The sequence below is a fragment of the Neobacillus driksii genome (genome assembly GCF_013409995.1).
GTDB lineage: Bacteria > Bacillota > Bacilli > Bacillales > Cytobacillaceae > Neobacillus > Neobacillus driksii.
This window is the reverse complement of sequence record NZ_JACCBX010000002.1, coordinates 69,904-83,186: the sequence shown is the minus strand read 5'-3', so window position 1 is coordinate 83,186 and position 13,283 is coordinate 69,904. Positions and strand designations below refer to the sequence as shown.

At 37.6% G+C, this 13,283-nt stretch carries 14 protein-coding genes; 7 read left to right on the top strand and 7 right to left on the bottom strand.

Features of this window, described 5'->3' with window-relative positions; translation table 11 throughout:
- The first annotated feature begins 44 nt into the window (after nucleotides 1-44).
- Together F4694_RS03640 and F4694_RS03635 are read left to right on the top strand one after the other, a co-directional pair.
- On the top strand, nucleotides 45-638 hold the full coding sequence (locus F4694_RS03640; protein WP_179595548.1) for a xanthine phosphoribosyltransferase: 594 nt from the start codon (nucleotides 45-47) through the stop codon (nucleotides 636-638).
- Nucleotides 638-1,948: a nucleobase:cation symporter-2 family protein gene (locus F4694_RS03635; protein ID WP_179595547.1), complete on the top strand. Its 1,311-nt coding sequence runs from the start codon at nucleotides 638-640 to the stop codon at nucleotides 1,946-1,948. The genes F4694_RS03640 and F4694_RS03635 overlap by 1 nt, the downstream gene beginning before the upstream one ends.
- A gap of 41 nt (nucleotides 1,949-1,989) precedes the next feature.
- Here the strand turns inward: F4694_RS03635 and F4694_RS03630 are convergent, their stop codons facing one another.
- The 6 genes from F4694_RS03630 to F4694_RS03605 form a co-directional block, all read right to left on the bottom strand.
- Nucleotides 1,990-3,111 (bottom strand): Ger(x)C family spore germination protein, encoded by a 1,122-nt coding sequence (locus tag F4694_RS03630; RefSeq protein ID WP_179595546.1) that lies wholly within the window; start codon nucleotides 3,109-3,111, stop codon nucleotides 1,990-1,992.
- Nucleotides 3,112-3,113: 2 nt separating this feature from the next.
- The gene (locus F4694_RS03625) at nucleotides 3,114-4,220 is read right to left on the bottom strand and encodes a GerAB/ArcD/ProY family transporter (protein ID WP_179595545.1); all 1,107 of its coding nucleotides are present in this window, start codon (nucleotides 4,218-4,220) and stop codon (nucleotides 3,114-3,116) included.
- Between the two features lie 21 nt (nucleotides 4,221-4,241).
- Nucleotides 4,242-5,756, bottom strand: a complete 1,515-nt coding sequence (locus F4694_RS03620) for a spore germination protein (RefSeq protein ID WP_374757405.1) — start codon at nucleotides 5,754-5,756, stop codon at nucleotides 4,242-4,244.
- A 97-nt stretch (nucleotides 5,757-5,853) separates the two neighbouring features.
- On the bottom strand, nucleotides 5,854-6,045 hold the full coding sequence (locus tag F4694_RS03615) for a spore germination protein (RefSeq protein WP_179595544.1): 192 nt from the start codon (nucleotides 6,043-6,045) through the stop codon (nucleotides 5,854-5,856).
- A 116-nt stretch (nucleotides 6,046-6,161) separates the two neighbouring features.
- On the bottom strand, nucleotides 6,162-6,302 hold the full coding sequence (locus F4694_RS03610; RefSeq protein ID WP_179595543.1) for a hypothetical protein: 141 nt from the start codon (nucleotides 6,300-6,302) through the stop codon (nucleotides 6,162-6,164).
- A gap of 70 nt (nucleotides 6,303-6,372) precedes the next feature.
- Nucleotides 6,373-6,888 (bottom strand): methylated-DNA--[protein]-cysteine S-methyltransferase, encoded by a 516-nt coding sequence (locus F4694_RS03605; protein WP_374757404.1) that lies wholly within the window; start codon nucleotides 6,886-6,888, stop codon nucleotides 6,373-6,375.
- A 148-nt stretch (nucleotides 6,889-7,036) separates the two neighbouring features.
- On the opposite strand from F4694_RS03605, the gene F4694_RS03600 reads away from it, so the two are divergent.
- Both F4694_RS03600 and F4694_RS03595 read left to right on the top strand, forming a co-directional pair.
- Nucleotides 7,037-7,954 (top strand): DNA-3-methyladenine glycosylase family protein, encoded by a 918-nt coding sequence (locus F4694_RS03600; RefSeq protein ID WP_179595541.1) that lies wholly within the window; start codon nucleotides 7,037-7,039, stop codon nucleotides 7,952-7,954.
- Nucleotides 7,955-8,019: 65 nt separating this feature from the next.
- A complete protein-coding gene (locus tag F4694_RS03595; protein ID WP_179595540.1) occupies nucleotides 8,020-9,063 on the top strand; it encodes a DUF3231 family protein in 1,044 nt (347 codons plus the stop codon).
- Nucleotides 9,064-9,106: 43 nt separating this feature from the next.
- Here the strand turns inward: F4694_RS03595 and F4694_RS03590 are convergent, their stop codons facing one another.
- Entirely contained in the window at nucleotides 9,107-9,460 is a 354-nt protein-coding gene (locus tag F4694_RS03590) for a VOC family protein (RefSeq protein WP_179595539.1), read from the bottom strand.
- Between the two features lie 330 nt (nucleotides 9,461-9,790).
- On the opposite strand from F4694_RS03590, the gene F4694_RS03585 reads away from it, so the two are divergent.
- From F4694_RS03585 to F4694_RS03575, 3 genes are read left to right on the top strand one after another with little or no spacing between them, the layout of a single operon-like run.
- Nucleotides 9,791-10,699 (top strand): putative selenate ABC transporter substrate-binding protein, encoded by a 909-nt coding sequence (locus tag F4694_RS03585; RefSeq protein ID WP_179595538.1) that lies wholly within the window; start codon nucleotides 9,791-9,793, stop codon nucleotides 10,697-10,699.
- Nucleotides 10,700-10,712: 13 nt separating this feature from the next.
- Nucleotides 10,713-11,465, top strand: coding sequence for a phosphonate ABC transporter ATP-binding protein (locus F4694_RS03580; protein WP_179595537.1), 753 nt, complete (start codon nucleotides 10,713-10,715; stop codon nucleotides 11,463-11,465).
- A gap of 1 nt (nucleotide 11,466) precedes the next feature.
- Nucleotides 11,467-13,104 carry a PhnE/PtxC family ABC transporter permease gene (locus F4694_RS03575; RefSeq protein ID WP_257029116.1) on the top strand — a complete coding sequence of 546 codons (1,638 nt, stop codon included), beginning with the start codon at nucleotides 11,467-11,469 and terminating at the stop codon, nucleotides 13,102-13,104.
- The last annotated feature ends 179 nt before the right edge of the window (nucleotides 13,105-13,283 follow it).

Sequence of the window (13,283 nt, the reverse complement as noted above, 5' to 3'; positions counted from 1 at the left end):
AGCAATGGCGTTTGGGCTTTTTATTTTTTCATAGGGGGATAAACATGAGATTACTAGAAGAAAAGATTAAGAAGGATGGCAGAGTCCTAAATAACAATGTATTAAAGGTGGATTCGTTTTTAAATCACCAAATTGATCCTCAATTAATGAATGAAATTGGGAAGGAATTTGCGAGAAGTTTTGCAGCTGAAGGAATTACGAAAATCGTTACGATTGAGTCTTCTGGGATTGCCCCTGCTGTGATGGCTGGTTTATATATGAATGTTCCCGTTATTTTCGCTCGAAAAAGAAAATCCGTTACGTTAACGGATGACCTTCTGACAGCAAGTGTCCATTCGTTTACTAAAAATGAAACGAATGAGCTTGCCATTGCAGGCAAGTATCTTAATGAAAACGATAAAGTTCTCATTATTGATGATTTCCTTGCTAACGGTGAAGCTGCTCTCGCATTAGTCAAAATGGTTAAACAAGCGAATGCTTCCGTTGCTGGTATCGGTATTGTGATCGAAAAATCCTTCCAGCCTGGCGCTCATAAATTAAAGGAGCAAGGATTACGAGTTGAGTCATTAGCTAGAATTGCCTCGCTTTCAAATGGAGAAGTCACGTTTATAACAGAAAAAATGGAGGAGTTAGTCTAATGAAACAACATCCGTTCAAAATTGCATCTTTAGGTATTCAACATGTATTAGCTATGTATGCAGGAGCTGTCATCGTCCCTCTTATCGTCGGTGGAGCTTTGAATCTTACTGGAGAGCAATTAACCTATTTAGTTTCAATTGATATTTTAATGTGCGGAATCGCGACAATTTTACAAGTTTGGCAGAATCGCTTTTTCGGGATTGGCTTGCCGATCGTTCTAGGATGTACCTTTACCGCCGTGGGACCAATGATTGCTATTGGCGGAGAGTATGGTGTTTCAGCAATTTATGGTTCTATTCTAGTCTCTGGTTTAATTGTTGTTTTGATTGCTCAGTTCTTTAGTAAGTTAATCAAGTTTTTCCCTCCTGTTGTTACTGGCTCGGTCGTTACCATTATAGGTATTACCCTTATTCCGGTTGCTATGAATAATATTGCCGGTGGTCAAGGAAGTGCTGATTTTGGAAGTCTTTCAAATATCAGCTTAGCTTTTGGAACGTTATTATTTATTATCCTTCTCTATCGTTTTACAAAAGGATTTATTCGTTCTGTTGCGATTCTCCTAGGTCTTGCGGGTGGAACAATTGTTGCTGCCCTAATGGGTAAGGTAAACTTTGCAGCCGTTGGGGAAGCTTCATGGTTCCATATGGTCAAGCCATTTTACTTTGGTACCCCTACATTTGAATGGACACCAATTATTACGATGACTCTTGTTGCGATTGTTAGTTTGGTTGAATCAACGGGTGTTTACTTTGCTCTTAGTGATATTACTGGAAGAAAGCTGAAGGAAAGCGATTTGGCAAAAGGTTATCGAGCAGAAGGAATTGCGATTATGTTAGGTGCATTATTTAATGCATTCCCTTATACTACCTACTCACAAAACGTGGGGTTATTGCAGTTAACAGGTGTTAAGACTAAAAATGTAATCTATACCATGGGTACAATGTTAGTGATCTTGGGATTTGTTCCTAAAATCGGTGCCTTAACAACGGTTATTCCAACCTCTGTTCTAGGTGGAGCAATGGTAGCCATGTTTGGAATGGTTATTGCATACGGAATTAAAATGTTAAGTAAAGTGGAATTTGCTTCACAGGAAAACCTCTTAATTATTGCTTGCTCTGTAGGTATGGGTCTAGGTGTTACCGCTGTTCCGGACCTTTTTGCACAGCTTCCTGAAAGTGTGAAAATCCTAACAAACAACGGGATTGTAGCTGGAAGTTTAACTGCTATTTTCTTAAATATTGTGTTTAATGTCGCTGGACCGAAAAAGCAGGGTCAAACAACAAATCCAAGCAGTCAAAGTGTTGCTTAATAGTAATCTAGAAAAGCTGCCAGTTTTTATTGGCAGCTTTTTTACTCATTAAGCCCTGTTCTTTTCACACTAAAGTCTACATTTACATTGACTTTAGCCTCTTTAAACATTTTATACCATCTTTTATCGGTAAGATTTGAGTGCCTTACTGAGCTTCTATATATTTCTCCAAAGCCCATTGCATCTGACTCCTTTGATTGACAATAAGCGATAAGCTTTTCAATCTCTCTTTTGATGCTTTTCGTAATTTCCTTCTCGACCAACTTAATATTTTCCTGATTACCCAAATCAATCATGCTTGTTACCTCGAGCAGCCTGCCATCAACCTTAACATCTAAATCAAATTCCACTTTTTCTCTGTTAATAAGCTTAATCTTACTACTGCCGTTGACTGCATCTAAAGAGGCAACTGTTTTGTTCAGCTGTTGGTTTCTGGGTTTTAATTTCGAACTTTTTATCTCAACATCCTTGTTTCCGCCTTTATATTTGTCAATAATCAAGTTTAGATAAAAGCTTTGATCACTATTTATTTTTCCAACTAATTTACTTTCCTTAAACAATGCTACTCCTGTGAAACCAACCTCCCCTTTACCGTCTTTTTTTAAAATTGGCAAAATAGGTTCTTTACCAATTGAGAAAAGGTTATGTAACACTTCTTGCAGGGTAGCTGATGGCATGACTCTTCCCTTGGTGTTTTGGTCGATGAGCTTATAAAGATGATTTCCGATATCAGGAATATGTTCTGTTTTTAACTTTAACAAATCCCGTGCTGTCCCGTCAGCCATTGCCAAATAGGTCATATCACTAATGGATGGGTCACTTGTTAACGTTTCTGCTATTCCTGTTCTTCCTTGTTTCAGTATTTCTTCACCGTATATTATTACTCTAAGCTGGCCAGAAGCAAGTCTTTTAGAGGTCTTATTATTTGCATTGTTCCGAATTCCCCTTACGGAAAGTGCTTCTGACTCTAAAATAACTACATCCTTAGGTGAAGCAGGATCGATTGTTAACTCAACCATCGTTCCTAAGATACTGCCATTTTTTGAAATATCATAACCATAAGTAGTAACAAGACCGACTTCTTCAAGAACCTTAGGTTGTGCACAGCCGCACAGTAACAGAAAAGAAAATGAACAAGACCAAATCCATCCTTTTGTCCTCATTTCTAGTTCTCCTTTAGGGATGTCATTTTCTTCTTTATCAAAGCCAAAATATAAAGGATAAATGGATAACAAAAAGCAATATAAAAAGCAATGTTGTCAAAAAAGTCGTTAAACTGATTTATTTTTGAACGTGTATTAATAAAAATACTGACAAAAAACAGAAAGATTGTAAAAAACCAAATGACCCCTTTTGTTTTCCTTTCAAATGAACGCTTTATACCGCGTACTGCCGCCCACATATATAGCAATAGATTTGGGAGGATGATGAGCAGCCAATAAGAAACGGCTACATATTCAGTCCTCTCAATAAAAGGAAGTTTAACAATTTTAAATAAGGAAAGAGTCGGCCAATTGGTATTCTCCAATTGACCAGGGCTAAAATAACTGAGAGTTAGCAGCATAAGGATTAAGTACAAGATGTTAGTTGCGGCGACTCCTAGGTGGGCATACTTTATTACCTTCTTTCTATCTTCCATGAATGGATAGACTATATAGAGGATCTCAAAACCTATTAAGGTGATCGTCATTTTATAAGACCCTTTTAAAATCGATGTAATATTCGATTCCATTACAGGAAGAAGATGATGAAAGTCAACAAATCGTAAAGGATAGCCAATGAAACTCAATATCCAGACTGAAAGAATAATGCTAAAAAAACCAGCGCCTGCTATTACTCGTATGCCGCCAGTCACCCCATAAACCACTAATAACAGGATGGAGATTGAAAACAACCATGTGGGTACGGTTGGAAAAACCCATGTTTGTATGACCTCAATATAGTTATTTAAAATGACCACAAACATACCTAAGCAGTAAAAGATGTATATACAATTAACTGCTTTTCCAATCCATTTTCCATACACTTCGATATGAATGCCGTAAATATCAGTGGGTCCATATAGTTGTAAGGTTTTAATGATGAAAAATACCACAATATGAGTGAAAACACCTGCCAGGACCACAGATATCCAAGAATCGTTCTTTGCCTCCGAGAAAATAATTCGCTGGAAACCTTGTATCCCAATCCCAACTTGTATCGAATGGATAATAAAAAATAGTATAAAAGTACTTAAAATATATTGTGGCTTTGCTTGATATTGAACTTTCATCGTGTCACCTGCTGCCTAAGGTCAATTATGTTTTTTTGCCTTTATTGGGTCAAATTTATATTCGTCTTCAGCCCTTGTTAAGTCCGGTCTTTTGTTTGTGATGGATAATGGCAGCCGAATGATACTGTCCTTCCAATCTGCAAAACGCGGCGGATAAAATGGTGATAGATAAGGACTTCCTAGGCTTGTTTGTCTTAAAAGGTGCAGTAGTAAAAAGCAAAAGCCGAACATCATTCCATAAAAACCCCAGAATCCAGCCAATATGATCAGCGGAAATCGAACGATACGGATGACATTTCCCATTGTATAACTTGGAGTTACGAACGAACCTAGAGCTCCTAAGGAAATAATGATAATGAGGATGTTACTCGTAAAACCTGCTTCTACAGCAGCTGTTCCTATTACGATACCGCCAACGATACCCATCGTTTGACCTACTTTTGTCGGCAGACGAGCACCCGCTTCTCGTAATAATTCCATAATAAATTCTAATAATAGTGCTTCTATTATCGGAGGAAATGGTACCTTCGCCCGTGACTCACTAAGTGTAAACAACAAAGTTTGCGGGATGACCTCATAGTGAAAGGTTAAGGACGCAACATATAAAGCAGTAAAGAAAACGGAAAGGAATAATGCGGTGAATCTTAATAATCGCCAGAATGTCGCAATCTGCCAATTTACATTACTATCCTCCATACTTTGAAAAAATTCCATAAACGATTGAGGACAAACAATAGCCAATGAGCTTCCATCCACAAAGATTGCGACTTTCCCCTTTAGCAGCCAATCCGATACACGATCGGGTCGTTCTGTTAATGCCATTTGTGGGAAAATGGTCAATGAGTTCTCTGCAAGCAGCTGTTCTAACACCGAACTGTCAAGGATTCCATCCATTTTTATCTCTTGAATTCTTTTTCTTAGGCTGCCGACCATTTGCTCCGAAACAATGCCGTTAATATAGACAATGGAAACCAATTTATTTGTTCGAGACCCTACCTGTAAATTTTCAATACATAAAGATGTATCCTTAATATAACTTCTAATAAGGGTCATATTTGTCAGTAGGCTTTCAGTAAACGCCATCTGAGGTCCAATAACCTGAGATTCATTTTGAGCATAAGATACTGAACGTCCAACTCTGGAAGGTATTTTTGCTAATAGAACGGATGAATTCCCGTCTAAAAAAATGATTACATTTCCGTCTAGAGCAGCTTGGACTGCCTTTTCCATCTGGTTTGACTTTTCAATCTCGCCAATTGACAAATGCTCCATAATTTTTTGGGTTGAATCGAAGGATAATCCTTTTAGTGGATCTATAATGTCTCTATGTAGCATAGTTTTGTCTATTAATGTTCCTATGGAGAATAAGGTAATCCCAGAAGCGCCTATTTCATTCTCCGAAATGTCAGCGCTATTCTGCAGTCTTTGTTTAAACTCAGTGGACATTTTTTCTCTTGTCTCTGGTATAAGATTCTGGTCCTTAGGTATTAAATTACCTTTTGTTGAAAACAGCTTCTTAAAGAACAATTTCAGCACCTTCTGTCCACTAAAGATAGTTGCTTAAAGTATTATTTACCAACTAAACCTCTTTATACCATCCTAACGATTGGGGCAAAAAAAATAGCGGTGCTTTTTAGCAACGCTTAGAGAAACTCATGTTTTGCTCAGTTTCTGAGTCCATTCCAGAATCGGCGCTTGTGTTATTTTCCCCAGAGCCACTTACGGTTTTGGTAATAGAAATGGGTGAAATGTAAACAGCACCGCCAAAGTTAACTATGCCTCCAGAAACTGTTCCAATTGAAACATTATTATGGTTCGTAACCAAAGTAACCCCTCCTTGGTGTTACTACTATGTTATGTATGGATTGGTATAGGGTTCACGATATAAATAAGGACAGAGCCCCAATAATAAGGCTCTGCCTATAATGATTTTATTATTTCTTAAAAAAACGATTTAAACATTTCTTGTTGATCGTTGCATTCCTTACAGATATACTCGATTTCCAACGGATCTTCTCTCACCATATGTACCGTTTCTCTGCCGCAGTTTTCACAAAATCTAACTTCTTGGATTTCTTCCATGAAATATGCACCTCGTTTTCTCAATTCATAAGAAATAGTATGTCCAAGAAATTGGTGCTTTTATCAGCGATTAATATGGTTTTCCTTGCTCGAGCTTTAAAAGCTGTTCCTTCATTTCCAATCCGCCGCGAAACCCGGTAAGTTTCCCGTTCTTCCCAATTACACGATGACAAGGTACTGTTAAGAGAACGGGATTTGCTCCGATTGCAGCACCAACGGCGCGGACTGCTGATGGTCTTTCAATCACAGTCGCAATATCTGAATATGTCCATGTTTCTCCGTAAGGAATTTTACAAAGTGCATTCCACACATCTGTCTGAAATTTGGTTCCCTTTAATTCTTGGGGGATGGTAAACGAATTCCTTTTACCTTGAAAAAATTCTTTAAATTCATCTACGTATGGCTGCATTACGGTAAGATCCTGCACCAATTGGCTGCCGGGGTAATGTTTTTTTACCCAAATCTCCATCTCCTCAAAGGGCTTATCCTGAGAGCCAACGTAACAAAGACCATTAGAAGTTGCTGCCATAAAGAGTTTCCAATTATCATAAACCAACTGTGTCCAATATAGTATTTGTTTCATCATCAAAACCTCCACCATAATCATCTGCTCTTCATCAGTATACCTGGTAACAGAATCAGAATTAAGTCTTTCAGAAAGAAAAAACAAGAAATTCGTTTTCCTTCGTGTTATAACTTTAATTAGTACTTTAATAACGGAGGTTTTCATCATTATGCAATCTTGGGAAGAAAATGGGCATGTACTGAAACTATCCTTACCCGAAGAGTACAACTTTAAAGAAAATATAAATTACCTTTCCAGGAGTAGTAACGAATGCCTTTTTCACATCCATCATGATCGTATTTACAAGGCTATTCCGATAGGAGGAGAAACACCACTTATTGAGGTTAGTTCTGTAGATGAAAACCATTTACTCATACGTTTTTTAGGTGAAAGAAAGTCAACTAGCCAAATAATCCGAGATGATGTCGCCCGCTATGTCAGAGAGTGGTTCGATTTAGACAGGGATTTGAAATCGTTTTATTCTATAGCAAAGGTAGATCCTCTTCTGGGACCAGCTGTTGAATCTTTTTATGGTTTGCGGATTATTGGTATTCCTGATTTGTTTGAAGCACTTTGCTGGGGAATTTTAGGGCAGCAAATCAACCTCTCTTTTGCCTACACCTTAAAAAGACGTTTTGTCGAACAATTTGGTCGAAGTGTGTTGTATGACGGTCTCACCTATTGGATCTTCCCTTCCCCTGAAGATATTGCAGGATTAGCTGTCGAGGAATTGGAAAGCTTGCGCATGACGAAAAAGAAATCTGAATATCTCATTGGAGTTGCACAACTAATGGTTGATGGGAAATTATCAAAAGATATGCTGCTTGAAATAGGAGATTATAAACGTGCTGAGAAAATGCTAGTCAAAATACGTGGTATCGGTCCTTGGACGGCTAATTATGTATTAATGCGCTGTTTACGATATCCCTCTGCTTTCCCTATTGATGATGTGGGCCTGCAGAATGCGATTAAACACCGACTAGGTAGAGAAAAGAAACCGCCCAAAGACGAAATTATGAAATTAGCAGTAAATTGGACGAATTGGGAATCCTACGCAACCTTCTATTTGTGGAGATTTCTGTACTGAAACGTATAGTTTTACATTATATGAAAAAACTAGGAGAAACGATTGACGTAAGGAGCATTTAGCCTATGAAGACCATAAAGCCTATAAAGATTACCTCCAAACTTATGGATCATCCAGTCGAAAAATTAACATCAGCTGAAATGGGTAAACTTTGGGCTGTATATATGGGCAATACTATGTCCAAATGTGTACTTAGTTATTATCTCCAGCATGTGAATGACAAAGAAATAAAAGAAATCCTGAAAAATGCTTTAAATCTTAGTAAAGAATTTCTACGAGACATTAAAAAGATATTTGATAGCGAAAATTTCCCCATTCCGATTGGTTTTACGGAGGATGACGTCAATTTAGGAGCTCCTAGATTATTTGCAGATGAATTTTATCTTCATTATTTGAAATATGCTGCGAAAGCTGGCTTAAGTCTCTACTCTACTGCAATCCCATTAATGCTTAGACAAGATGTAAGGGATTTTATTTTAAAGTGTAATCAATTAACCACTGATTTGTTAGTAAACCTTAATGATACGTTGAAAGAAAAGGGATTTTTAACGAGACCACCTGTGATTCCTGTCCCAGAAAAGGTTGAATTTATACAAAAGGAAAGTTATTTTAATGGTTTTTTAGGTCATGTACGTCCTTTGCATGGTCTCGAGATTGCTCATTTATATGATAATATGGAAAACAACTCCACCAGCAAAGTGTTATTAATGGCTTTTGGCCAGGTGGCTAAAAATGAAAAAGTTAAAAATTTTATGCATCGTGGTAAAGAAATTACCATGAAACATATTGAGGCATGTAGACATCAGTTAAATAATGAAGATTTACCGGCACATCCATTGTTGGATGACCTAGCAGAAAACTCTACATTTGCCCCATTTTCAGATAAATTAATGCTGTTTCATAAAATTGATATGTTCAGCATGAAAATCAGGTCCTATGCGAATGCTTCATCCCTTAACGGGCGGCATGATATAGGTGCAATGTACAGTAAGTTTTTATTAGATATAGGGCTATATGTGCAGGATGGTGCCAAAATCTTTATAGATGAAGGATGGATGGAAAAACCGCCGCAGGCAGTGGACCGAGATTCCATTTCTTCGACTAAATAATATTTAAAAAAGAATGAGCTGCCGGCTCATTCTTTTTTAAAAGTTATTTTGCCCAAAGTTCTATCCATCTTCCTTCGGGATCTGCAATCCAAGTAAATGTCCCAAACTCACTCTTCTCAGCTTGCTTAAGTAAAGGAACTCCAAGTTTTTTGAGATGATTTAAACATTCATTCATATCTTCAACCTGAAAATTTAACATCACTTGCTGCTCTTTTGGAAAATAATCACTGTCCTCTTTAAAAAGAGAAAAGATGGTTTCATTACCTTCTTGAGAAGGAAAAATGGTACCACTCCACTCGTTATCCAATGCTAATCCTAATACCTCACTATACCATTTTTTTAGTTCCTTGATGTTTCTAGACCTCCAAAAGACACCGCCAACACCAATTACATTCATACACTCACCTCCACTATCTTCTTACCTGATAAATTCTATTTTTATTCCTGTTGTCCTTTTTTTTATAGTGATTTTGTTTTGAAGTCGAAGAATGGTCACAAAAAATCAACGCATAAAGAAACGTTAAGCTCCCAAATTATGTGCGGGAGATTTCCTTATTATCAAGGGATTGTTACTATTTACCTATTACTTTCCTATCGGTAATTTAGATTAATCCCCATTGGTTTAATAGATAAAATGAATTTAATAGAATGATACGATTCTTTATAATCAAGGGGCAAGGTACTAACTACTTTGTATAGTTACATAATTAATGAGGTGAATACACTTATGAAGAAATGGTTAACAGGTATTATTTTATTCATGCTTGTTTTTTCATTAGCAGCTTGTGGGCAAACTGAAGATAAAGCAAATGGTGAAAAAGAAGGAAATAAACAATCTAAATCAGAGGAAGTTTTCAAAATTGGTGCAATTCCCGATCAAAATGCCGCTTTCCTACAATCCGGTATGGAAGCAGTGGCTAAGCAATTAAGTGAAGAAACTGGAATGAAGGTTGAATTTGTCCCTTCTGTTGATTATTCAGCTTTAGTAACAGGGTTTCAACGTGGAGAAATTCATTTAGCATGGTTTGGAGGATTAACAAGTGTACAGGCGAGAAACCTTGTACCAGACTCCGAATCCATTGTACAACGACCACGTGACGCAGAATTTAAATCCGTATTTATTACTCAAGAGGGCTCAGGTATTAATACATTAGCTGATTTAAAAGGAAAATCATTCACATTTGGCAGTGAAAGCTCTACATCAGGACATTTAATGCCGCGTTATTTCTTAAATGAAGAAGGCATTGACCCTAACACTGACTTTAATGGAAAACCTAACTTCTCGGGATCCCATGATACAACTTATAAGCTAATCGAATCGGGTTCCTTCCAAGCAGGTGCGTTAAATATTTCTGTTTGGGAAGCAGCTGTAAAAGAAGGTAAAGTAGATACAAGCAAAGTGAAAGTTTTCTACACTACACCAGATTATTATGACTATAACTGGACCATTAATAGTAATGTAGAAGAGGTATTTGGCGGTGATGCTAAGCAAAAGGTAAAAGACTCCCTTCTTTCCATGCCAGGCAATTCAAAAGAAATTGCTGACTTATTCCAAACCGACAAGTTTATTGAAACTAAAAATGATAACTATGAAAAGATTGAAAAAGTTGCGAAAGAATTAGAGATTATAAAGTAGTAGGTGTTGTAACATGTCTTCAAAAACGATAATTGAAGCAAAAAAAATATCAAAACATTTTGAGCGGAAGATAGCCTTATCTTCCCTTTCTTTTTCTATTAAACAAGGTGAATTGGTGGCCTTGATTGGTCCGAGCGGCGCTGGAAAAACGACTTTATTGAATTCCATTGCGGGTCTTGTTCCTCTTCAAAGTGGTGAGCTTCTAATAGATAGTCTGCCTCTCGCGGATTACAAACGAGGAAAGATGTTTGCGAAGAAAATTGGTGTCATACGCCAGCAATTCGATTTAATTGGTCCTTTGGCAGTTATTCATAATGTTCTTGCCGGCAAATTATCAGAGTGGGGATTATTCAAGTCATTATTTTCACTCCTGATCCCTCAAGAAAAAGAATCAGCGATTACGGCACTTGGAAGAGTCGGACTTGGAGATAAACCCTACAAAATAACGGCGACATTGTCAGGCGGTGAACAACAGCGTGTGGCAATGGCGAGATTAATGGTACAAAATCCAGAGATCATTTTAGCGGATGAACCCGTTGCCTCTCTTGATCCTGCTCGAGCGGACGATGTACTTTCCATGCTGACAAAAATTGTTTCAGAGAAAAATCAAACGTTAGTGGCTAGTCTGCATTCAGTGGAATACGCACGAAAGTATTTTACAAGAATCATTTCTCTCAAAAATGGCGAAATATTTTTTGATTTGCCAACAGAAAAAGTAAGTGATGAGCTGTTGACTGAGCTTTATCAGCTTAAGGAGAATGATTAGTATGATGAAGCTAATCTCTTCCCTTAAATTGCATAAGCGATTCATTCTTACTTTACTGTTGCTGGCAGTGTTCCTATGGAGTCTTACCTCTATTCATTGGAACAGAGAGCTGTTCCATGCAGGCGGTATTCCAACCATGCTGCAGATTTTTGAAGGACTTATCCAGCCTAATTTGGCACCAAGCATACTTTTAGCCGGGTTGGAATCAGCATGGATTACGTTAGCTTATGCAGTAGCGGGGATGTCGCTGGCAATTGTTTATGCTTTTATTGTTGGTGTCCTTGCATCTGGAACGTTAACAACTAGTAAATTCTCGCGCTTTATTTCAAAGGTGTTTTTTAGAGGAATACTTGGTTTTACTCGTTCCATTCATGAATTAATATGGGCATGGCTTTTTGTGGCAGCAGTTGGATTATCTCCATATGCTGCAATCCTTGCACTTGCGATTCCTTATGGTGGTATTTTAGGTCGCATTTTTGCAGATATGCTAAATGATGTACCTGTAGAGCCGATCATCGCCTTAAAGGCAGCAGGGTCCTCTCGGCTTCAAACATTAGTTTATGGTTTCCTCCCGTTGGTTTGGGCAGATTTTATCAGTTATACCATGTACCGGTTTGAATGTGCAATTCGTTCATCCGCCATTATGAGTTTTGTTGGCTTAGGAGGACTAGGTTTTCAAATTCAATTGGCACTTTCGGATTTAAAATACGATGCCGTTTGGACTTTTGTCTTCTTCTTAATTGCTCTTGTGATATTAGTTGATGGCTGGAGTCATCTTGTTCGTAAGGGATTAACCGATCATAAAAGAAAAAGTGTCTTTGCTTCTGGCTGGATGTCAGTGCTTTTTGCTACATTGTTAATAATGGGTTCTTGGATGTATATTACGTATGGTGAAAATGCTAGATTGTATGAGCTGTTTTCTGAGAAAAATATGGAATATGCTAAAAAGTTCTTCGGCGGTCTGCTGGGAATCAATCAGGAGAATCCAGCCTTCCTAGATGGAGAAAGCTGGGCAAATGCACTCAAGCTTACGTTGGAAACACTTGAAATGAGCATAATGGCCATTGGTTTTTCTACGATTGTGGCTTTCATTACAGTAATTCCTGCCGCACGGAATATTGCGAATGGAAATCTTACATTAAAAAAGAGATGGTATAATTGGCCGTTATTCGCTTTTATCCGTCTTCTTTATATTTTTTCAAGGTCTGTTCCAGAGTTAGTCTGGGCGATGATGATTATCTTTATTTTTAAACCTGGAATCTTACCTGGCGCTTTAGCCCTAGCCCTTCACAACTTTGGAATTCTTGGAAAGCTTTGGGCAGAGGTTGTTGAAGATATGGACCCTCGTCCAATTAGAAACCTAGCAGCTTCAGGTGCTTCGAAAATTGAGATCCTTTTTTACGGAATTCTACCCATTGTCCTGCCAAGATTTCTTACCTATATTCTATATAGATGGGAAGTTATTATGAGAACGACTATTGTAGTTGGATTTGTAGGTGCAGGTGGTCTGGGGATGGACTTTAAGCTTGCGATGAGTTATTTTAACTATACACAAATTACGTTACTATTATTGTGTTACATGATTCTTGTCCTTATAGCAGACTTTGCATCAGAAACAACTCGTAAAGCTGTTAAATAAAGAGCACATGTCCCTTTTGACTTGTGCTCTTTTTTATCTATACCAACCTGGTATAGCCCTGCTAGCAGATGATAGAACCCGTGCTATCCTATTGCTAGGGATTAATCGGGTGACCTCCTTAGATCTTAGAAATTTATTTTAAATAATAATTTGAAATGCTTGTATTAGATTCATGTTTT

Coding starts and splice junctions, on each gene's coding strand:
- F4694_RS03640 (WP_179595548.1), top strand. CDS start 45: ATGAGATTACTAGAAGAAAAGATTAAGAAGGATGGCAGAGTCCTAAAT.
- F4694_RS03635 (WP_179595547.1), top strand. CDS start 638: ATGAAACAACATCCGTTCAAAATTGCATCTTTAGGTATTCAACATGTA.
- F4694_RS03630 (WP_179595546.1), bottom strand. CDS start 3,111: ATGAGGACAAAAGGATGGATTTGGTCTTGTTCATTTTCTTTTCTGTTA.
- F4694_RS03625 (WP_179595545.1), bottom strand. CDS start 4,220: ATGAAAGTTCAATATCAAGCAAAGCCACAATATATTTTAAGTACTTTT.
- F4694_RS03610 (WP_179595543.1), bottom strand. CDS start 6,302: ATGGAAGAAATCCAAGAAGTTAGATTTTGTGAAAACTGCGGCAGAGAA.
- F4694_RS03605 (WP_374757404.1), bottom strand. CDS start 6,888: ATGATGAAACAAATACTATATTGGACACAGTTGGTTTATGATAATTGG.
- F4694_RS03600 (WP_179595541.1), top strand. CDS start 7,037: ATGCAATCTTGGGAAGAAAATGGGCATGTACTGAAACTATCCTTACCC.
- F4694_RS03595 (WP_179595540.1), top strand. CDS start 8,020: ATGAAGACCATAAAGCCTATAAAGATTACCTCCAAACTTATGGATCAT.
- F4694_RS03590 (WP_179595539.1), bottom strand. CDS start 9,460: ATGAATGTAATTGGTGTTGGCGGTGTCTTTTGGAGGTCTAGAAACATC.
- F4694_RS03585 (WP_179595538.1), top strand. CDS start 9,791: ATGAAGAAATGGTTAACAGGTATTATTTTATTCATGCTTGTTTTTTCA.
- F4694_RS03580 (WP_179595537.1), top strand. CDS start 10,713: ATGTCTTCAAAAACGATAATTGAAGCAAAAAAAATATCAAAACATTTT.
- F4694_RS03575 (WP_257029116.1), top strand. CDS start 11,467: ATGATGAAGCTAATCTCTTCCCTTAAATTGCATAAGCGATTCATTCTT.